The sequence below is a fragment of the Reyranella sp. genome, from assembly GCF_965229815.1.
In the GTDB taxonomy this organism is placed as follows: domain Bacteria; phylum Pseudomonadota; class Alphaproteobacteria; order Reyranellales; family Reyranellaceae; genus Reyranella.
Map to the genome: position 1 here is coordinate 712298 of NZ_CBDDJN010000002.1, position 19694 is coordinate 731991.

Genomic DNA, 19694 nt, shown 5'->3' on the forward strand with positions numbered 1-19694 from the left:
AGGAGGCGGCGATGGCGAGGACGAAGAAGAAGACCGCGGCGCCGAAGCGCAAGGCCAGCAGCCCGGTGCCCCGGCGCAGGACGGGCCGCGCGACACAGCGCGCCCCGGCGACGACCGCCGCGGCGCGGCGGGCCACGGTGCGCATGTACCGGCTGGGCGTCGGCGACTGCTTCCTGCTGAGTTTCCCGCGCGCCGGCGAGGCGGACCTGCGGATACTGATCGACTGCGGCGTGCACCAGTCGCAGTCTGGCGGCAGCGACCGCATCCGCGAGACCGTGCGCGATCTCAAGGCGGTCACCGGCGGCAGGATCGACGTCGTGGTCGGCACCCACGAGCACCAGGACCATCTGTCGGGCTTTCCCGAGATCCAGAAGGTGCTGGGCGAGGGCTGCGCCGGCGAGATCTGGGCGGCCTGGACGGAGGACGAGCACGATTCGCTGGCCCGCAGCCTCAAGGGCAAGAAGGAGAAGGCGCTGGCGGCGCTCTACAGCGCCTTCACCCGCATGCGGCTGGCGGGCGCCGACGACCAGCAGGAGCGCCTGGGCTCGCTGCTCGGCTTCTTCGGGGACGATTCGGGACCGCGGCTGAAGACCTTCGGCACCGCCCTGCGCACCCTGTCGAAGAAGGTCCGCTACCTCGATCCCGGCGCGGCGCCGATCGAGCTGGTCGACGACCAGGTGCGCGTCTTCGTGCTCGGGCCGCCGCGCAACAAGGAGCTGCTGGAAAAGTCCGATCCCAGCAAGCGCGAGAAGGGCCAGGTCTACTTCGGCGCCTATGCCGGCCTCCTCGAGCAGGTCGAGCCGGCGCTGGGCTCCGAACCGGTCGGGCCGTTCGACGACCGTTTCTCGCTGCCGCTGGACGGCACCCGGGCGCTGCCCTTCTTCAAGCGCCACTACTGGGCCGACACGGCCGACGGGCCCGACGAGGAGCGCACCGACAATACCCAGGAGTGGCGGCGGATCGACGCCGAGTGGATGAGCTCGGCCACGACCCTCGCCATGCAGCTCGACGAGGACACCAACAACACCAGCCTCGTGCTCGCCTTCGAGCTGGGGCCGCGCGCGGAGGGCGGGCCCGTCATGCTGTTCGCGGCCGACGCCCAGGTCGGCAACTGGCTGTCGTGGCAGGACGTGAAGTTCAAGGTCGGCGATCGCTCCGTCACCGGGCCCGACCTGCTGAAGCGCACGGTGCTTTACAAGGTGGGCCACCATGCCAGCCACAACGCCACGCTGAACAAGCTCGGCCTGGAGCTGATGACGTCGCTCGAGTTGGCGCTGGTGCCGACCGATTCGGAAATGGCCAAGAAGGTGAAGTGGGGAACGCTGCCGTGGCAGCCGCTGCTCGACCGGCTGCTCGAGAAGACCAATTCGCAGGTTGTCCGCACGGACAAGGCGTTCGGCAGCAAGAAGGTGTCGCTCGGCAAGGTGACCGAGGATCCCCTGTTCTACGAGGTCGAGATCTAGCCAACCGACGCCGGCCGGGCGCCCCCGGGGCGGGCCTTGCGCCGGCCGCAGGCCCGCGCGAAGGTGGGGCGATGCCGCTCACCAGCGCCGCCGGCCGCCTGACCGCCGTCCTCGGCCCGACCAATACCGGCAAGACCTTCCTCGCGATCGAACGCATGCTCGGCCACGAATCGGGCATGATCGGGTTTCCGCTGCGGCTGCTGGCGCGCGAGAACTACGACCGCATCGTCAGGGTGAAGGGCGCGAATCAGGTGGCGCTGATCACCGGCGAGGAGAAGATCGCGCCGCCCGGCGCGCGCTATTTCGTCTGCACCGTCGAATCGATGCCGCTCGACCGGATCGTGTCGTTCCTGGCGGTCGACGAGGTGCAGATGGCGGCCGACCCCGAGCGCGGCCATTTCTTCACCGATCGCATTCTTCATGCCCGCGGCACGCAGGAAACGATGCTGCTGGGCGCCGACACGATCCGCCCGGTGCTCAACCGCCTGCTGCCCGACATCGACGTCGTGGCGCGGCCGCGCTTCTCCAAGCTCGCCTATGCCGGGCCGAAGAAGGCGACCCGGCTGCCGCGCCGCTCGGCCGTCGTCGGCTTCTCTGCCAACGAGGTCTACGCCATCGCCGAGCTGATCCGCCGCCAGCGCGGCGGGACGGCGATCGTCATGGGCGCGCTCAGCCCACGCACGCGCAACGCCCAGGTCGACATGTTCCAGTCGGGCGAGGTCGACTACCTCGTCGCGACCGATGCGATCGGCATGGGCCTCAACATGGACGTGAACCATGTCTGGTTCGCGTCGTTGCGGAAATATGACGGGCGCGCGACACGGCCACTCCGGGCCGTCGAGCTGGCGCAGATCGCCGGGCGCGCCGGCCGCCACATGAACGACGGCACGTTCGGGACGACGGCGGACGTGGGCGGCCTCGATCCGGACGTCGTGGAGGCCATCGAGAACCACCGGTTCGATCCCCTGCGCGACCTGCAATGGCGCAACAGCGACCTCGACTTCCGCTCCGTCCCGGCGCTGATCCAGTCCCTCAACCGGCCGCCCCCCCATGCCGCGCTGCAGCGCGTCCGCGAGCAGGACGACCAGCTCGCCCTGCAGACCCTGGCGGCGCAGGGCGAGTTCCTGCCGCGCCTGCACGCACCGCAGCGCGTCAGGCTTCTCTGGGAAGTCTGCCAGGTGCCCGATTTTCGCAAGACGATGACAGAGGAGCATACGCGGCTGCTCGGCCAGCTCTTCCACCATCTGACGCAGGGCGGCGAGCGCCTGCCTGAGGACTGGATCGAGGGTCACATCAAGCGCCTCGAACGCTTCGACGGCGACATCGACACGCTGATGGCGCGCATCGCGCATGTCCGCACCTGGACCTATATTTCCCACCGGCCGGACTGGATCCAGCGCGCCGCCCACTGGCAGGAGCGGGCGCGCGCCATCGAGGACCGCCTTTCCGACGTGCTGCACCAGCGTCTAATGCAAAGGTTTGTCGATAGACGGGCGGCGCTGCTTGTACGAAGATTGCAAGATGAGGGTGAAATGACGACGTCGGTCGCGGCGGCGGGCGAGGTCACGGTCGAGGGAGAGCATCTCGGTCGTATCGAGGGGTTCCGCTTCGTACCGGACGCGACGGAAGGGCAAACCGACCAGAAGGCTGTGCTGAGTGCGGCGCTGCGCGCGCTGCGCCAGGACCTGCCCGCGCGCCTGCAGGCCTTCACGAATTCGCAGGACGGCGAACTGGTGTTCGACGGTCAGCTGCGCGTCTGCTGGGGCGGCGGTCCGGTCGCACGGCTGCTGCCGAGCGGCGACGTGCTCGCGCCCAAGGTCGAGGCCCTGCCGTCGGATCTCCTCGACGGCCCGGCCCGCGAAGAGGTGCGCAAGCGCGCCGCCGTCTGGGTCGAGACGCGCATTCGTCTCGGCCTCAGCGAGCTCATGGACGCGCGTGCCACGGCGGAGCTTCCGGCCGGCGCCCGCGGCATCGTCTTCCAGCTCTGCGAGGGCCTGGGCGTTCTGGCGCGGCGGCCGATCGAGGATCAGCTCGCGCAGCTCAGCGAAGAGGATCGCAAGGCGCTGGCGCGCCTCGGCGTGCGGGTCGGCGTCTATTCGCTCTATTTCCCGAGCATGCTGAAGCCGGTGCCGATCCGCCTGCGGGCCGGCCTCTGGATGATCGCGAACAACCGCGATTCCATTCCGCCGCTGCCGGCCGAGGGACGGACCTCGATGGATCTGCCGCAGGGCGCCGATCGGTCGTTCTACGCGACCATCGGCTACCTGCCGCTGGGCGACCACGCGATTCGCGCCGACATGGTGGAGCGGCTCGCGGCGATGGCGCGCCACGCCGTGCGCGACAGCCGCGAAGCGGCACGCCGGGCCCAGCAGCAGGAAAAGAAGAGCGCCGAGCGTGCGGCGCCGAAGTCGCGCGCGCCGGCGCCCGCTCCCGCGGCGGATGCCCCGGCTTCGGCCGACGAGATCAGCGAATGGGCGATCGTGGCGGCGGCGTTCGGCGAAACCGAGCCGGCGGCGGAAAGCGAGCCGACGGAAGCGGTCGCCGCCGAGGCCCCGCCACTCGAGTCGGCCGACGCAGCGGACTCGCCGATGGCGTCCGAGGCGCCTGAAGACGAGCAGCCGGCCCCGACCGCCGAAGCCCAGGTGACGGGCGCGCCCGCCGCGGAAGACCCGACGCCGGACGCCGGACAGCAGGCTCTCGAGGAGCCGACGGCCGACGCCGCCTCCCCGGAGACACCGGCGACGGCCGCAGAGGCAGCGGGCGAGGATACGACGACAGAAGGCGCGACCGCCGAGATCGCAGAAGGCGCCAGCGCCGAGACGGCAGACGGTGAGGCACCGGCGGCCGCCAGCACCGAAGAGACGACCGGCGAGGCCGCGACGCCGCCCGAGGCGACCGCCGGGGAGCCAGTCCAGGCCGGACCGAAGCCCCTGCCCCCCGGCTGGTTCCGCGCCACGCCGCAGATGATGTCGCTGGTCGGCTGCTCGGAGCCCGAGATGGCCAACGTCCTGCGCGGGCTCGGCTACCGCGTGCACCCGCCCTCGGACGAGTTCGGCCCGCTCTACGCCTTCTCGGTCAAGCCGCGCTTCGTGCGCGAGCGCGAGGAGCAGCGCGAGCGCCAGCGTCAGCAGCAGCGCCAGCAACGTGACCAGCGCGACCAGCGCCGCCGCGACCGCCCGCAGCGGCCCAACGAACGCCAGTTCTTCGCCGATTCGCCGCGAACCGAGCGCGGTCCGGACCGCCCGCGCGGCGACGGGCCGCCCAACCGGGAGCAGCGGGATCGGCGCGAGGAACGGCCGCGCAACGATGGGCCCCGGAACGATGGGCCGCGCAACAACGGGCCGCGCGGCGATGGCCCGCGCGAGGAGCGGCGCGGTCCCCGTCCGCCGCGGCGCGACAGCGGCGGGCCGGCGCTCCGGCTCTACGCCACGACCGAGAAGAAGGGGGAGGCCGCCGATTCGCCCTTCGCCAAGCTGCTCGAGCTCAAGCTCGGCGGGAAGAAATAGCCGCCGGGCGAGCCAGGGCGCATGCGGCTCGACAAATGGCTGTGGCACGCCCGCTTCTTCAAGACCCGCTCCCTCGCCTCGCGCTTCGTCGAGAAGTCGCGCTGCCGGATCGACGGGCGGGTGGTCGACAAGCCGCATGCCAACGTGGCGCCCGGCATGGTGCTGACCTTCGCCCTGGGACCGCGCGTCCGCGTCCTGCGCGTCGTCGCCCTCGGCGAGCGGCGAGGGCCCGCGGTCGAGGCTCGCACGTTGTATGATGAAATCGACGCGGGCTGATTTGCCGGTCTTGCGCGGGCCGATGGCACGCGTTAAGCCCTCGCCGCGTCAGGAGCCCGTTTGATGACCTATGTCGTGACCGAGGCTTGCATCAAGTGCAAGTACATGGACTGCGTCGAAGTTTGCCCCGTCGACTGTTTCTACGAGGGCGAGAACATGCTGGTCATCAATCCTGACGAATGCATCGACTGCGGCGTGTGCGAGCCCGAGTGCCCGCCCAACGCCATTCTGCCCGACACCGAGAAGGGTCTGGAGCAGTGGCTGGAGCTCAATCGCAGCCTGTCGACCAGCTGGCCCAACATCACGCGCAAGGGCGAGGCCCCGACGGATGCCGACGAGCATCGCGACGAGAAGGACAAGTACGAGAAGTATTTCAGCGACAAACCCGCCGCGCGCTAGAAAATTACCCGTCGCGGAGTTGGTCCGCAGCTTTCGCTTGCGCCATGCAATTTGCGCATGGCCCAACCGTTGCCGAAATGCAACATAAACCGCGACTCTCGGCCTGAATTGTGATACAAGAACCCGGTCGGAAGCGGTCCCGGAAGCGATCTGCCGCCGACTCGGTGTCCTATTCGGTATCCGATAACAACTTACCGATGCCGGGCGCAGGGTCAACCACGCAGGGGGCGTGGATGGACAGGTCACGGTGTCGCTTTGCGCGGGGTTTGATGTGAAGGGAACAGACATGGCCAAGGTGAAGAAGGCGGTGGCCAAGCCGAAGGAGTTCGCGTTCGAGAGGGGCGACTTTGTGGTCTACCCGACCCACGGCGTCGGCCGTGTGATCGACATCGAGGCGAAGGAAATCGCCGGCCACAAGCTCGACCTGTTCGTGATTTCGTTCGAGCAGGAGCGCATGATGCTGCGCGTCCCGGTCGCGAAGGCCAAGATTTCCGGCCTGCGCAAGCTCAGCTCGCGCAAGATCATGGAGAGCGCGCTGGTGACCCTGAAGGGCCGCAGCCGGGTCAGCCGCGCGATGTGGAACCGTCGTGCCCAGGAGTACGAAGCCAAGATCAACTCGGGCGACCCGGTGTCGATCGCCGAGGTCGTGCGCGACCTGCATCGCAATGCCGGCCAGCCCGACCAGTCCTACAGCGAGCGCCAGATCTACGAGGCGGCCCTGGATCGCCTGGCGCGTGAGCTGGCGGCGGTCGAGCGGATCGACAAGGACCTGGCCACGCAGAAGCTGAACAGCGTGCTGCAGAAGGTCGCCTGACGGGGATCCTGGCACGAAGCGAGCTGAAAAGGCGGCCGACACTCCAACGTCGCGCCGCCTTTTTCATGCCCCCATGACCGCCGCCCCCATCGCCCGCCTGAGCGAGGGCGGCCGCCTCTGGGCTCTGGGAGCCCTGTTCGGCGACGACCAGGCCCTCGCCACCCTCGCGCCGGCGCTGCTGGACCGCTGGCGCCGCGGCGACCATTTCGTCGTGCTGGGCAACATGCTGGGCGACCGCGGCGACCCCTGCCGCACCCTGGACCTGCTGCTGCGCCTGCGCCGCCGCCTGATGGCGGCCAACCTCGGCTGTTCCGTCGTCTTCCTGCGCGGCGCCCAGGAGGAAATGTGGCACAAGCTGCTGGCCCTGCAGTTCGCCCTCGAGCCCCTTTCCGTCCTCGACTGGATGCTGGCGCGCGGCCTCGCCGCCGTGGTCGAAGGCTACGGCGCCAGCATTGCCGACGGACGGTTCGCCTGCCGGCATGGTCCCTCGGCGATCGTGCGCTGGACCGTCGAAGTGCGAGAGCAGCAGTCCCGCCATCCCGGCCATCCCGAGCTGCTGAACGGCCTGAAGCGCGCGGCCCTCGACGCGACCGGCGGTATCCTGATGGCGGCTGCCGGCATCGACCCCCGCCGCCCGCTCGACGAACAGGCCGATTCCTTCTGGTGGAGCGGCCAGAGCGACGCCGCCCTCGCCACCGCCCTGGCGCGCGGTGGCGACGCGGGCTGGGACCGGCTGGCGCGCCTGGTGCGCGGCGCCGGCAGCGCGCCCGACGAGGCGGACGACGATGGGCGCGTCCTAACCGTCACGCGCCAGCGGCCCGCCCTCGTCGCTCTCGACGCCGCCGGCCGCCTGATAGACCGCATCGAGGCCTAGACCAAAGCAACCTACGACATTCGCGCGCGCGGATGAGATGAGGTGGAAGCGCAAGCGATTCCACCTCATCTCATCCCGCTGTAGGACAGAACCGGCCGGATCAGGGCTGGACGGTCTTCGCCTGGGGTGGGGCCATCAGCTCGGCCGGCGTGCCGACACCGTTCAGCACCAGCAGCCGCTCCATCTTGAAGTCCGCATAGGGCAGGCGCTGCGCGAGCGCCTCTGCCGTCGTGCCGGCCGTCGACACGACCCGCAGCCGGTGGGGCCGCAACGCCGCCGCCTCGGCGTCGGTGAGACTGTGGAAGGTCCGGGCGGCATCGACCAGCCCGTCGATGCGGCGGTCGCGCTCGGGCCCCTCGCTCAGCAGATTGAAGTAGCAGACGTTCTTGCCGTGCCGGACCAGCACATAGCGCGCCTGGCCGAGACCGGCATCGGAGCCCCGCGGCCGCGCCCCGATCGCGGCCTCGGCACCGCCGATCACCGTCGGCTGCACGTCCACGGGCGTCGGCTTCACCGTGTTCAGCATCCAGTCGGCGAGGCTGCCGGGCACGGTCTCGTCGCTGCAGGAGAAGAACATCAGCGACCCGTCGCGACCCACGCCCAGCACGCCATCCGGTTCGTTGAACAGCCGGAAGTCGCGCGGCGCCTCGAAGGCGAGCTTCATGACCGGGTGGAGGAAGCGGTTGCCGCGCACGTAGCCTTCCTGCGGCGAGTCGTCGACGATCATGCCGTCGACGGCCGCGAGATAGGGAGCGCGGCCCGCTTCCCCCGGCCGCGCGGCATCGGGATCGGCTTCGAGGGCGAGGCGGCGTTCGACCGGGGCGGGATGGGTGGCCGTGGCGCTGCGACGGTCGATCGCATCCGGCGCCACGCCGAGCAGCTGGAGCTCGAACTGACCCTGGCGCCTGAGCTTGTCGATCAGGCTGCCCATGGCGCTGCCGCGATAGCCGGCCCGCACCAGCATGCCGACCCCGATCTTGTCGGCCTCGAGCTCCTGGTCGCGCGAGTAGCGGCGCAGCGCCAGAAGGCCGTCGCGCGCCACCGAGCGGCCCACCGAGACCGAACCGGTCGTCTTCGCGGCCTCGACGGCGGCATCCAGCACGCCCTTGCGGGCGCGGGCACGACGCGCGCCATGGCCCTCGACCAGATGCCCGAGCTCGTGGCCGAAGGCGGCGGCGAGCTCGGCCTCGTCGTCCAGGAGGGCGAGCAGGCCGCGCGTGACGAAGATGTAGTTGCCGACCGCATGGGCGTTGGCCACCGGCAGGTCGAGAACGACGAAGCGGTAGTTTCCGCCGACGCCGGAGCGCGCCACGAGGCCCCGTCCGACGCCGTCGACATAGGCCTGCAGCCGGGCATCGGCATAGGCCGGGCCGACCTCGCGCTGGAGCTGCTGCGGCAGCTGCGGAACGGCGGCGGGGCCCGACTGGCTGGCGGGCGTCTGCTGGTCGGGCGAGGCACAGGCCGCGATGCCGGCGAGCAGCGCCACGAGTGCCAGAAAGCGGCGGAACGTCACTGACCCTCCCAGGGCCCCGCTGCGACCTTAGACGCTGCGGACCGGCAACGGCAATCGCCACGAGGCTGGAACAATGCCGGCCGCTATGGCAGTGAATCCCTCCGAGACCGACATGCCGCGCTCAGAAACCCCGCTCCGCTCCGACCTGTTCCCGGAGATCTCGCCCTATGCCAGCGGCATGCTGGCGGTCGACGGGCGGCACACGCTCTACTGGGAGCAGAGCGGCAATCCTGCCGGCGTCCCGGTGCTGTTCCTGCACGGCGGACCCGGAGCCGGCTCGGCCCCCGTCCATCGCCGCTTCTTCGATCCGCAGTTCTACCGCATCGTCGTGTTCGACCAGCGCGGCTGCGGCCGCTCGATGCCGCTCGGCGAGCTGCAGGACAACACGACCGGCCATCTCGTGGCCGACATGGAGAAGCTGCGGGCCCATCTCGGCATCTCCCAGTGGCTGCTGTTCGGCGGCTCGTGGGGCAGCACGCTGGCGCTCGCCTACGGCCTGAAGCATCCGGAGCGGGTCAGCGGCTTCATCCTGCGCGGCATCTTCCTCGGCGGCCGGTCTGAGATCGACTGGTTCCTGCACGGCATGCGGGCGATCTTCCCGGAAGCGTGGCGCGACTTCGCCGAGCACCTGCCGCCCGAGGAGCGCGGCGACCTGCTGGGCAGCTACTATCGCCGGCTGATCGACCGCAGCCCCGACAGGCATCGTCCCGCCGCGCGCGCCTGGAGTCGCTACGAGGCGGCCTGCTCGACGCTCTATCCGACGGCGCGGGCGCCGTTCGAATCGGACCATGGCGGTTTCGCGCTCGCCCTGTCGCGCATCGAGGCGCACTACTTCGCCAACAACACCTTCGTGCCCGACGGTTGGCCTTGGGCCGATCTCGGGCGCGTGCGCCACCTCACCTGCACCATCGTGCAGGGCCGCTACGACATCGTCTGTCCGCCGGTGACGGCCGACGCGCTGGCCCGGGCCTGGCCGGAAGCCCGCTATGTCGTGGTCCCCGACGCCGGCCACAGCGCGCTCGAGCCCGGCATCCGGGCCGCCCTCGTGAACGCCACCGAAAGCTTCCGCCTCACGAGCAACGACGTCGATCTGTTCGCGCCGCGATTCCCTTGGGAGACGTGACCGAAACACACCGGGAAGAACGCAAAGAAACAAAAAGAGGAAACGCCATGGCTCTCGACCTTCCGCCGGAACAGACCGGCGCCGCCGCCTGGTACGGTCCCGCGATGGCCCGGCGCGACGACTGGCTGATGCCGCTCGACGCGGCCGAGATCGCCGAGGTCGATGCGGCGACCCGCGCGCTGGCCGCGCGCGAGGCCGACATTGCCGCCATCACGGCCCGCGACTTTCCCCTGCCGACGCTCGGCCCGAAGCTGCGCGGCCGGGTGCGCGAGGAGGTGCTGGGCGGCCGCGGTTTCCTGCTGCTGCGCGGCCTGCCGGTCGAACGCTGGTCGACGCGCGAATCGGCGACGGCCTTCTTCGGCCTCGGCGCCCATCTCGGCAGCGCCCGCTCGCAGAACGGCAAGGGCCATGTGCTGGGCCACGTGCAAGACCTCGGGCTCGACGTCCACGACCCCAACGTCCGCATCTACCAGACCAACGAGCGACAGACCTACCATACCGATTCCTGCGATATCGTCGCGCTGCTGTGCCTGAAGACGGCGCAGTCGGGCGGCCTCTCGGCCCTGGTCAGCTCGACCACCATCTACAACGAGATGCGCCGCCGCCGGCCGGACCTGCTGGCGCTGCTGTTCCAGCCGCTCGCCACCGACCGGCGCGGCGAGGTGCCCGACGGACAGAAGCCCTACTTCGAGATCCCCGTGTTCAACTGGCACCAGGGCTACCTAACGGCGATCTACCAGCGCCAGTACATCGACTCGGCGCAGCGCTTCCCCGACGCCCCGCGCCTGTCGGCGCAGCAGGTCGAGGCGCTCGACCTGTTCGATTCGCTGGCCAACGATCCGGCGCTCCATCTGTTCATGGAGTTCAAGCCGGGCGACGTGCAGCTCGTGCACAACCACACGCTGCTCCACGACCGTACGTCGTTCGTCGACTGGCCCGAGCCCGAGCGCCGGCGCCACCTGCTGCGGCTCTGGCTGGCAGCCGAGGGCGCGCGGCCGCTGCCGCCGGCCTTCGCCCAGCGCTACGGCACGGTCACGGTCGGCGACCGCGGCGGCATCGTCGTGCGCGGTACCCGGAAGCACGCGCCGCTCGAGGCGGTGTGACCACGGCGTGGCGGTTGACCGCGGCCACCGGCATCCCTAAGTGAAGGCCACCCAAAGCAACCACTTTCACTAGGGATTATACGTATGGCCAGCGATCCGACCGCGGGCGACGCCCCGGCTGAGATGCCGGTCGATCCGTCCGACGACATCGACATTCCCGGCAGGCCGCAGGACGCGGCCGGCGAGATCCAGCAGCTCCAGGCCGAGAAGGCCGACCTGCAGGACAAGCTGCTGCGTGCGCTGGCCGAGACCCAGAACATCCGCCGCCGCGCCCAGCAGGATGTCGAGCGCGAGCGCAAGTACGGCATCGAGCGGTTCGGCAAGGACGTCCTGTCGGTCGCCGACAATCTCGGCCGCGCCCTGTCGGCGCTGCCCCAGGACACGGCGTCCGTGGACCCCGCGATCAAGAACGTCGTGGTCGGCGTCCAGGCGACCGAGCGCGAGCTGCAGTCGGTTCTGGAGCGTCACGGCGTCAGCCGGATCGAGGCGCTGGGCAAGCCGTTCAACGCCGAATTCCATCAGGCGATGATGGAGGTCGACGACCCGTCCGTGCCCGCCGGCACGGTCGTCCAGGAGCTGATCCCGGGCTACCTCATCGCCGGCCGACTGCTGCGCGCGGCCATGGTGGCGGTTTCCAGGGGTGGTCCGCCGCCGCGGCCGGCGAGCAACGAGAATTAGGGCCGGAACCCATCAGATTCGTTATTTTGGCGGGTCAGGTCCATTGCAGGCGGTTCTATAGACCCTATATAGCCCCTGTCCTGACCCGGTTTTTCCGGCAGGTAACAATCGGGGGTCGTCCTGGCGCCTTTGGGGCTGGTACGACCTGCTAGGGAAGAGAGAACAGTCATGGCCAAAGTCATTGGTATCGACCTCGGCACGACCAATTCGTGCGTCGCGGTCATGGAAGGCGGAGACACCAAGGTCATCGAGAATTCCGAGGGCGCCCGGACGACCCCCTCGATGGTCGCGTTCACCGACGGCGGCGAGCGCCTGGTCGGCCAGGCCGCCAAGCGCCAGGCCGTCACCAATCCCCTGAAGACCCTCTACTCGGTGAAGCGCCTGATCGGGCGCCGCTTCGACGACCCGATGGTCGCGAAGGAGATGTCGCTGGTGCCCTTCAAGATCGTGAAGGCCTCCAACGGCGACGCCTGGGTCGAGGCCAACGGGCAGCAGTACAGCCCGAGCCAGATTTCGGCGTTCATCCTGGGCAAGATGAAGGAGACCGCCGAGGCGTATCTCGGCGAGAAGGTCGAGCAGGCGGTCATCACCGTCCCGGCCTACTTCAACGACGCCCAGCGCCAGGCGACCAAGGACGCCGGCCGCATCGCCGGCCTCGACGTGCTGCGCATCATCAACGAGCCGACCGCGGCTGCCCTTGCCTACGGCATGGACAAGCGCAAGAGCGGCACGATCGCGGTCTACGACCTGGGCGGCGGCACGTTCGACGTGTCGGTGCTCGAGATCGGCGACGGCGTGTTCGAGGTGAAGGCCACCAACGGCGACACGTTCCTGGGCGGCGAGGACTTCGACCTGCGGGTGATCAGCTACCTCGCGGACGAGTTCAAGAAGGAGCAGGGCATCGACCTGCGCAACGACAAGCTCGCCCTGCAGCGCCTCAAGGAGGCGGCCGAGAAGGCCAAGATCGAGCTCTCCAACGCCAAGGAGACCGAGATCAACCTGCCGTTCATCACGGCGGACGCGAGCGGCCCCAAGCATCTCGTGATCAAGCTGTCGCGTGCCAAGCTCGAATCGCTGGTCGACGAGCTGATCCAGCGCACGCTAGAGCCGTGCAAGGCGGCGCTGAAGGATGCCGGCCTTCAGGCGGGCCAGATCGACGAGGTCATCCTGGTCGGCGGCATGACCCGCATGCCCAAGGTCATCGAGGTCGTTAAGCAGTTCTTCGGCAAGGAGCCGGCCCGCAACGTCAACCCCGACGAGGTCGTGGCGGTCGGCGCGGCGGTCCAGGCGGCCGTGCTGAAGGGCGAGGTCAAGGACGTCCTGCTGCTCGACGTGACGCCGCTGTCGTTGGGCATCGAGACGCTGGGTGGCGTGTTCACCCGCCTGATCGAGCGCAACACGACGATCCCGACGAAGAAGAGCCAGACCTTCTCGACGGCCGACGACAACCAGACGGCGGTGACCATCCGCGTGTTCCAGGGCGAGCGCGAGATCGCCGCCCAGAACAAGATGCTGGGCCAGTTCGACCTGGTCGGCATTCCGCCGGCGCCGCGCGGCATGCCGCAGGTCGAGGTCACGTTCGACATCGACGCCAACGGCATCGTCCAGGTCTCGGCCAAGGACAAGGCCACCGGCAAGGAGCAGCAGATCCGCATCCAGGCCTCGGGCGGTCTCAGCGAGGCCGACATCGAGAAGATGGTCAAGGACGCCGAGCTGCACGCCGAGGAGGACAAGAAGAAGCGCGAGTTGATCGACGCCCGCAACCAGGGCGAGGCGCTCGTGCACTCCACGGAGAAGAACCTCCAGGAGTATGGCGACAAGGTCGGCGGCAGCGAGAAGTCGGCGATCGAGAGCGCGGTCCAGGACTTGAAGTCGGCGCTCACGGGAGAGGACGCCGAGGCGATCAAGACCAAGACCAACGAGCTCGCCCAAGCGGCGATGAAGCTCGGCGAGGCGATGTACAAGGCCCAGCAGTCCGAGGCGCAGGCCGGGGCGGGGGCAGGTGCAGCGCCCGGTGGTGGCGCCGCGAACGAGGCCAAGGACGACAAGGTCGTCGACGCCGAGTTCGAGGACGTCACCGACAAGAACAAGAAGACGGGCTCCGGCTGAGCCGGACCCGGGAACCAGCAGCGGCCTCCCGCGCCAGCGGGAGGCCGAACCTTTAAGCGGCAGGTGGGGGCTGCGTAGAGCGTATGTCGCAGGACTATTACGAGCTGCTTGGAGTGAGCCGGACGGCGAGCGCCGACGACATCAAGAAGGCGTTCCGCAAGCTCGCCATGCAGCACCACCCAGACCGCAATCAGGGTGATGCCGAGTCCGAGAAGAAGTTCAAGGACGTCAACCACGCCTACGACATCCTGAAGGACCCGGAGAAGCGGGCCGCCTACGACCGCTACGGCGCGGCCGCCTTCGAGGGCGGCATGGGCGGGCCGGGTGGCCCGTTCAACGGCGCCCAGGGCTTCGACTTCGGATCGGTGTTCGGCGACATCTTCGAGGAGATGTTCAACGGCGGCGGTCCGCGCGGACGCGGCCGGGCCGACATGCGCGGCCAAGACCTGCGCTTCAATCTCGAGATCACGCTCGAGCAGGCCTATGGCGGCACCGAGGCCACCGTCCGCGTGCCGACCTCGGTCGCCTGCGAGAGCTGCAAGGGCAGCGGCGCCGAGCCGGGCTCCAAGCCGCAGCAATGCCCGACCTGCCACGGCCGCGGACGCCTTCGCGCCCAGCAGGGCTTCTTCACCGTCGAGCGCACCTGCCACGCCTGCCACGGCGCCGGCCAGGTGATCGACAAGCCGTGCCGCGCCTGCGCCGGCCAGGGCCGCGTCCGCCGCGAGAAGACCCTGAAGGTGAACATTCCTCCGGGCGTCGAGGACGGCACGCGTATCCGGTTGAGCGGCGAGGGCGAGGCCGGCGCCCGCGGCGGTCCGCCCGGCGATCTCTACGTCTTCCTGTCGGTGCGCCGGCACGCGCTGTTCGAGCGCGAGGGTGCCGACGTCCATTGCCGCGTGCCCATCGCCATGGTGCAGGCGACGCTGGGCGGCAGCATCGAGGTGCCGACCCTCGACGGCAAGATGGCCCGCATCAACATCCCCTCCGGTGCCCAGAGCGGGCACCAGTTCCGCCTGCGCGGAAAGGGCATGCCGATCGTGCGCTCCGCGCAGCGCGGCGACATGTACATCGAGATCAACGTCGAGACGCCGACCAACCTCACGCCCAAGCAGAAGGAGCTGCTGAAGGAGTTCGAGAAGGCCGGCAAGACCAGCCCCGAATCCGAGGGTTTCTTCAGCAAGGTTAAGGAAATGTTCAGCGGCTGATGGTCGCTCTGCTGACTTGGGACATCGTCCTGTCGCTGGTCGCGCCGACGCTGGTCGCCCTGCTCCTGTTCTCGCTCGAAGCCCGCGGACCGCTCGCGGCCTCCATCCAGGCAAGCACCGGCCTGGTCGCCCCGTACTTCACCTGCGTCGCCGTGCTGTTCGGCCTCTTCGCGGCCCTGCTCGCGAGCGACGTCTGGCAGAAGGACACGATCGCCCGCCAGCTCGTCCAGGCCGAGGGCGATGCGGTCCAGGCCATCGCCCATCTCGCCGAGGCCAACGACGTGCAGGCCGCCGTGGTGCCGAAGCTGCGCGCCTATGCCGAGAAGGCCAGCAACGAGAACCCCTACTCGACCACCATCGAGGCGGCGCGCAGCGAGACCGGCGACGCCTACCAGGCGCTGCTGGCCAGCGTCACCCATGCCTACGGGCTCGACGGCCCCAACCGCAGCGCCCTACTCGGCGCCGTCGAGCGCCTGCTCCAGGCGCACAACCGGCGCCTCCACGTCGCCAACGACGCGACGGCGCCCATCAAGTGGCTGTCCGTGCTGGTGCTGGGCGCGCTGACGCAGATCGCCCTCATGCTGGTCCATGTCAGCAACCGGCGCGCCATGCGCATCGGCGTCGGCCTGTTCACCGTCGCCTTCACCTTCTGCCTGCTGATCGTGGCGGTGTTCGACGATCCGTTCCAGGTGCTGATGTCGGACGAGCCGCGCGCGACCCTGATGGGTGTGCTGGACGGGCTCTGATCGCGGCGCGCTCAGGCCGCCAGCACGCAGCGCACCAGGTGGCTGTCGCCGGTCGGGGCGAGAACCGGCGGGGCGGCCGTGCAGTCCGGTCGGACGAACCGGCAGCGCGGCGCAAAGCTGCAGCCGGTCGGCGTCTCCGACAGGTCGGGCGGCGCGCCGGGTATCGCCTCCAGGCGCTGGCCGCGCATCCCGTCATGGACCGTCGAGGCGAGCAGGCCGCGGCTGTAGGGATGCTGCGGCGCGTCGACCATCTGCTCCACACCGGCCAGCTCGACGATCTTGCCGGCATACATGACGCCGATGCGGTCTGAGACCTCGACGGCGACGCCGATGTCGTGGGTGACGAAGATCACGCCGAGATCGAACTCGCGCTGCAGCTCGCGGATCAGCAGCAGCACCTGGATCTGCACGGTCGCGTCGAGCGCCGTCGTCGGCTCGTCGGCCAGCAGCAGGCTTGGGTTGCACGACAGAGCGAGCGCGATCATGGCGCGCTGCCGCATGCCGCCCGACATCTCGTGCGGATAGGCCTTCAGGCGCTGGGCCGGCGAGGGGATGCGGACCATCTCGAGCAGTTCGCGCGCCCGCTTCCACGATTCGGTGTCGCTCTTGCCGGTGTGGCGGCGGACCGTCTCGGCGATCTGGCGGCCGATGGTGAAGACCGGGTCGAAGGCGGTGGCGGGCTCCTGGAAGATCATGGCGACCCGCCCGCCGCGAAGGTCCGACAGCGCGCGCGGACCCATCTCCAGCACTTCGTCGCCCTCCAGGCGGATGCTGCCCGACCAGCGCGTCCGCCGCTCGGGATGAAGGCGCAGGATCGAGCGCAGGGTGACGCTCTTGCCCGAGCCGGACTCTCCCAGGATGCCGAGCGTCTCGCCGCGCCGGACGTCGAAGCTGACGCCGTTCACCGCGTGCACCGTGCGGTCGGGCGTCACGAAGGTGACGTGAAGGTCGCGGACCTGCAGCAGCTCGCTCATGCCAGCCTCGGCGCGCGGGTATGGCCGGATCCCGCGATCTGCATGTGGCACGCCACCGACTGGCCACCGGTGTCGGCCAGCGGCGGCTCCGAGCGGGCGCAAACGTTCTCGGCGAAGGGACAGCGCGTGCGGAAGCGGCAGCCCGACGGCGGATCGATGGGATTGGGCGGGTCGCCCTGGATCGGCGCCTCGCGCGTGCGCTTGCGCGGGTCCATCGACGGCCGGGCCGACAGCAGGGCCCGCGTGTACGGGTGCCTGGGATCGCCGTAGATCGCCTCCACCGGCCCCAGCTCGACGATCTTGCCGAGATACATCACCAGCACGCGGTCGCTGAGATACTGCACCACGTTGAGGTCGTGGCTGATGAACAGGTAGGTGAGGCCGAACTCCTCCTTGAGGTCGACCAGCATGTTGAGGACCTGCGCCTCGACCGACTTGTCGAGCGCCGACACCGCCTCGTCCAGGATCACCAGCCGCGGCCGGAGCGCCAGCGCGCGGGCGATGTTCACCCGCTGGCGCTGCCCGCCCGACAGTTCGTGCGGGTAGCGCTCGAGGTAGGTGACGGGATCGAGGCCGACCTTGGCCAGCAGGTCGCGGGCGCGGTTGCGCGCTTCGGCCGCCGGGACGCCGTGCGCCCGGGGAGCGAAGGCGAGCGTCTCGCCGATGGTCAGCCGCGGGTTCAGGGAGGCGTAGGAATCCTGGAACACCATCTGCACCTGGCGGCGCAGCTCGCTCACGGTGATGCCGTGCGGCTCGTCGACCGGGTCTCCGTCCAGCACCATGGTGCCGCGATCGGGCCGGATCAGGCGGATCAGCAGCCGCGCCACTGTGGACTTGCCGCAGCCCGATTCGCCCACCACGCCCAAGGTCTCGCCCTTGGCGACCGACAGGGTGAGGTCGTCGACCGCGCGCACGACCTTGCCGCCACGACCGAGCAGGCCGCCGCCCACCGGGAAGTGCTTGCGCAGGCCGCTGGCCAGCAGGAGCGGCTGGGCCGGGCCGCCGCGGTCGGTTGCGGGAACCACCGTGTCCATGGTCAGGCCTTGACGTCCATCGCGGCGCGCAGTCCGTCGCTCATCAGGTTGAAGCAGATCGAGGTGATGAAGATCATCACGCCGGGCAGGGCGGCCAGCACCGGATTGACGTAGATCGCCTGCCGCAGCGTGTTCAGCATCAGGCCCCATTCGGGCTCGGGTGGCTTGACGCCGAGGCCGAGGAAGCTCAGCCCGGCCGCCAGGATGATCGCCACGCTGATCAGCGAAGTCGCATAGACCAGGATCGGCCCCAGCACGTTGCCGAGCACGTGCACCCGCACGATGGTCAATGTCGGGGCGCCGCTGGCCCGGGCGGCATCGACGAAATCGAAGCCGCGGACCTGGGTCGTCACGCTCTCGGAAACGCGGCAGATCGGCGGGATGAAGACCAGGGTGAGCGACAGCAGCGTGTTCTCGGTGCCCGCCCCCATGGCACCCGACAGCGAGATGGCCAGCAGCACCGACGGGAAGGCGTAGAACACGTCCATCACGCGCATGATCGCCATGTTCGTGCGGCCGCCGAGGAAACCGGCCGTGATGCCCAGCAGTCCGCCGATCAGGAGCGCGCAGATCACCGGGGTCACGCCCATGAACAGCGACAGTCGGCCGCCATAGATGAGGCGCGAGAACATGTCCCGACCGAGCTCGTCGGTGCCCAGCAGGTGATTGGGCGAGCCGATCGGCTGCAGGCGGCGCAGCATCGAGGTCTTGTAGGGATCGGCCAGCCCGAGCCACGGCGCCGCCAGCGAAGCGAGGACGATCAGGATCAGCACGGCGAGGCAGATCAGGGTCACGGGATCGCGGCGCAGGCGGCGGCCGACCGACTGCCAGTAGCCGCGCGACGCCGCCGAGGCCGGGACCGGAGCGAGCCCGGCGCCGACATCGAGGGACGGAGTCTGGAGGGCCATCGCGTCAGCCCCGCTTGATGCGCGGATCGACCATGGTCTGGATCACGTCCACGGTGAGGTTGAGCAGCATGAAGAAGCCCGCCAGGACGAGGGTGGTGCCCTGGAGGATCGGCAGGTCGCGGCGGAAGATGGCGCTGTTCAGCAGGAAGCCGGTGCCCGGCCAGGCGAACACCGTCTCGATCAGGATCGAGCCGCCGATCAGGTTGCCGGCCTGCAGGCCCATCACCGCGAGGCAGGTCGGCGCGGCGTTCTTCAGCACGTGGAGCAGTATCTGCCCGTCGCCCATGCCCTTGGCCTGCAGCGCCGTGACGAACTCCATGTTGAGGATTTCCTTGATCGTCGAGCGCACCGTGCGCGTCACGACCCCGAGCGGGATCACCGACAGGGCGATGGTCGGCAGGACCATGTGGGCAAGATGCGCGCGATCGGGTCGCCAGCCGGTCGAGTTCTCCGGCCCGATCCCCATGGGCGGCAAGGCGCCCAGCTCGACGGCGAAGATGATGACCAGCACGATCGCCAGCCAGAAGTGGGGCACGCTGACGCCGACCAGCGAGATCAGGGTGACCAGCCGGTCGACGAGCCGCGACTTGGCGTAGGCCGCCGCCGTGCCGAGGATGACGGCCAGCGTGAAGGCGAGCGTGGTGGCGGCGATCGCCAGGATGATCGTGTTGCCGAACGCCGAGGCGACCTCGCTGGCGACCGGCCGGCCGGTGCCGATCGAGGTGCCGAAGTCGCCGGTCAGGGTCACGCCCAGCCAGCGGAAGTACTGGACCGGCAAGGGCTTGTCGAAGCCGTAATACTCCTTGAGCTTGTCGACGACCTCCTTGGGCGCGTCGGGCGGCACGATCGCCGAGATGGGATCGCCGGGCGCGAGATGCACAAGGGCGAACACCAGCAGCGACACGCCGAACGCCACGGGCACCAGGTAGATCAGCCGCCTGAGCGCGTAGAGCAGCATGACCGTCGGCC

The 19694-nt window shown here is 69.5% G+C and carries 17 protein-coding genes; 12 read left to right on the plus strand and 5 right to left on the minus strand.

The features are described 5' to 3' along the window. Window positions 1-11: 11 nt before the first annotated feature. The 6 genes from ACO073_RS03935 to ACO073_RS03960 all read left to right on the plus strand — a co-directional run bounded on the left by ACO073_RS03935 (window position 12) and on the right by ACO073_RS03960 (window position 7332). On the plus strand, window positions 12-1463 hold the full coding sequence (locus ACO073_RS03935) for an MBL fold metallo-hydrolase (RefSeq protein WP_421995477.1): 1452 nt from the start codon (window positions 12-14) through the stop codon (window positions 1461-1463). 71 nt (window positions 1464-1534) lie between these two features. Beyond that, window positions 1535-4969: a helicase-related protein gene (locus ACO073_RS03940; RefSeq protein WP_421995479.1), complete on the plus strand. Its 3435-nt coding sequence runs from the start codon at window positions 1535-1537 to the stop codon at window positions 4967-4969. A gap of 21 nt (window positions 4970-4990) precedes the next feature. Then, window positions 4991-5245 carry an RNA-binding S4 domain-containing protein gene (locus ACO073_RS03945; RefSeq protein ID WP_421995481.1) on the plus strand — a complete coding sequence of 85 codons (255 nt, stop codon included), beginning with the start codon at window positions 4991-4993 and terminating at the stop codon, window positions 5243-5245. Between the two features lie 63 nt (window positions 5246-5308). After that, window positions 5309-5644, plus strand: coding sequence for a ferredoxin FdxA (gene fdxA, locus ACO073_RS03950; protein ID WP_421995483.1), 336 nt, complete (start codon window positions 5309-5311; stop codon window positions 5642-5644). A 286-nt stretch (window positions 5645-5930) separates the two neighbouring features. Then, window positions 5931-6458, plus strand: coding sequence for a CarD family transcriptional regulator (locus tag ACO073_RS03955; protein WP_421995485.1), 528 nt, complete (start codon window positions 5931-5933; stop codon window positions 6456-6458). Window positions 6459-6531: 73 nt separating this feature from the next. Continuing rightward, entirely contained in the window at window positions 6532-7332 is an 801-nt protein-coding gene (locus ACO073_RS03960) for a hypothetical protein (RefSeq protein WP_421995487.1), read from the plus strand. Window positions 7333-7432: 100 nt separating this feature from the next. On the opposite strand, the gene ACO073_RS03965 is transcribed toward ACO073_RS03960, so the two are convergent. Next, window positions 7433-8845 (minus strand): M48 family metalloprotease, encoded by a 1413-nt coding sequence (locus tag ACO073_RS03965; RefSeq protein WP_421995489.1) that lies wholly within the window; start codon window positions 8843-8845, stop codon window positions 7433-7435. A 112-nt stretch (window positions 8846-8957) separates the two neighbouring features. Between ACO073_RS03965 and pip the strand changes: the two genes are divergently transcribed. The 6 genes from pip to ACO073_RS03995 all read left to right on the plus strand — a co-directional run bounded on the left by pip (window position 8958) and on the right by ACO073_RS03995 (window position 15809). Further along, window positions 8958-9968, plus strand: a complete 1011-nt coding sequence (gene pip, locus ACO073_RS03970) for a prolyl aminopeptidase (RefSeq protein ID WP_421995491.1) — start codon at window positions 8958-8960, stop codon at window positions 9966-9968. A 47-nt stretch (window positions 9969-10015) separates the two neighbouring features. Further along, a complete protein-coding gene (locus tag ACO073_RS03975; protein WP_421995493.1) occupies window positions 10016-11071 on the plus strand; it encodes a TauD/TfdA family dioxygenase in 1056 nt (351 codons plus the stop codon). An 84-nt stretch (window positions 11072-11155) separates the two neighbouring features. Continuing rightward, window positions 11156-11749 carry a nucleotide exchange factor GrpE gene (locus tag ACO073_RS03980; protein ID WP_421995495.1) on the plus strand — a complete coding sequence of 198 codons (594 nt, stop codon included), beginning with the start codon at window positions 11156-11158 and terminating at the stop codon, window positions 11747-11749. 168 nt (window positions 11750-11917) lie between these two features. Then, entirely contained in the window at window positions 11918-13858 is a 1941-nt protein-coding gene (gene dnaK / locus ACO073_RS03985) for a molecular chaperone DnaK (protein WP_421995497.1), read from the plus strand. 83 nt (window positions 13859-13941) lie between these two features. After that, window positions 13942-15063, plus strand: a complete 1122-nt coding sequence (dnaJ, locus tag ACO073_RS03990) for a molecular chaperone DnaJ (RefSeq protein ID WP_421995499.1) — start codon at window positions 13942-13944, stop codon at window positions 15061-15063. Beyond that, entirely contained in the window at window positions 15063-15809 is a 747-nt protein-coding gene (locus ACO073_RS03995) for a hypothetical protein (RefSeq protein WP_421995501.1), read from the plus strand. The genes dnaJ and ACO073_RS03995 overlap by 1 nt, the downstream gene beginning before the upstream one ends. Before the next feature lie 11 nt (window positions 15810-15820). Here ACO073_RS03995 and ACO073_RS04000 read toward each other — a convergent pair whose 3' ends face one another. Genes ACO073_RS04000 through ACO073_RS04015 form a run of 4 tightly spaced genes read right to left on the minus strand, consistent with a single transcriptional unit; the run spans window position 15821 to window position 19683 of the window. Beyond that, window positions 15821-16783, minus strand: coding sequence for an ABC transporter ATP-binding protein (locus tag ACO073_RS04000; protein ID WP_421995503.1), 963 nt, complete (start codon window positions 16781-16783; stop codon window positions 15821-15823). Beyond that, window positions 16780-17817 carry an ABC transporter ATP-binding protein gene (locus ACO073_RS04005; protein ID WP_421995505.1) on the minus strand — a complete coding sequence of 346 codons (1038 nt, stop codon included), beginning with the start codon at window positions 17815-17817 and terminating at the stop codon, window positions 16780-16782. The genes ACO073_RS04000 and ACO073_RS04005 overlap by 4 nt, the downstream gene beginning before the upstream one ends. 2 nt (window positions 17818-17819) lie before the next feature. Beyond that, window positions 17820-18725, minus strand: a complete 906-nt coding sequence (locus tag ACO073_RS04010; RefSeq protein ID WP_421995507.1) for an ABC transporter permease — start codon at window positions 18723-18725, stop codon at window positions 17820-17822. 4 nt (window positions 18726-18729) lie between these two features. Further along, complete coding sequence (locus ACO073_RS04015) at window positions 18730-19683, minus strand: ABC transporter permease (protein ID WP_421995509.1); 954 nt, start codon at window positions 19681-19683, stop codon at window positions 18730-18732. Window positions 19684-19694 lie beyond the last annotated feature (11 nt).

Bases quoted from the DNA above. Each gene is read 5' to 3' on its own strand.
- ACO073_RS03935 (WP_421995477.1), top strand. From the start codon at position 12: ATGGCGAGGACGAAGAAGAAGACCGCGGCGCCGAAGCGCAAGGCCAGC.
- ACO073_RS03940 (WP_421995479.1), top strand. From the start codon at position 1,535: ATGCCGCTCACCAGCGCCGCCGGCCGCCTGACCGCCGTCCTCGGCCCG.
- ACO073_RS03945 (WP_421995481.1), top strand. From the start codon at position 4,991: ATGCGGCTCGACAAATGGCTGTGGCACGCCCGCTTCTTCAAGACCCGC.
- fdxA (WP_421995483.1), top strand. From the start codon at position 5,309: ATGACCTATGTCGTGACCGAGGCTTGCATCAAGTGCAAGTACATGGAC.
- ACO073_RS03955 (WP_421995485.1), top strand. From the start codon at position 5,931: ATGGCCAAGGTGAAGAAGGCGGTGGCCAAGCCGAAGGAGTTCGCGTTC.
- ACO073_RS03960 (WP_421995487.1), top strand. From the start codon at position 6,532: ATGACCGCCGCCCCCATCGCCCGCCTGAGCGAGGGCGGCCGCCTCTGG.
- pip (WP_421995491.1), top strand. From the start codon at position 8,958: ATGCCGCGCTCAGAAACCCCGCTCCGCTCCGACCTGTTCCCGGAGATC.
- ACO073_RS03975 (WP_421995493.1), top strand. From the start codon at position 10,016: ATGGCTCTCGACCTTCCGCCGGAACAGACCGGCGCCGCCGCCTGGTAC.
- ACO073_RS03980 (WP_421995495.1), top strand. From the start codon at position 11,156: ATGGCCAGCGATCCGACCGCGGGCGACGCCCCGGCTGAGATGCCGGTC.
- dnaK (WP_421995497.1), top strand. From the start codon at position 11,918: ATGGCCAAAGTCATTGGTATCGACCTCGGCACGACCAATTCGTGCGTC.
- dnaJ (WP_421995499.1), top strand. From the start codon at position 13,942: ATGTCGCAGGACTATTACGAGCTGCTTGGAGTGAGCCGGACGGCGAGC.
- ACO073_RS03995 (WP_421995501.1), top strand. From the start codon at position 15,063: ATGGTCGCTCTGCTGACTTGGGACATCGTCCTGTCGCTGGTCGCGCCG.
- ACO073_RS04000 (WP_421995503.1), bottom strand. From the start codon at position 16,783: ATGAGCGAGCTGCTGCAGGTCCGCGACCTTCACGTCACCTTCGTGACG.
- ACO073_RS04005 (WP_421995505.1), bottom strand. From the start codon at position 17,817: ATGGACACGGTGGTTCCCGCAACCGACCGCGGCGGCCCGGCCCAGCCG.
- ACO073_RS04010 (WP_421995507.1), bottom strand. From the start codon at position 18,725: ATGGCCCTCCAGACTCCGTCCCTCGATGTCGGCGCCGGGCTCGCTCCG.
- ACO073_RS04015 (WP_421995509.1), bottom strand. From the start codon at position 19,683: ATGCTGCTCTACGCGCTCAGGCGGCTGATCTACCTGGTGCCCGTGGCG.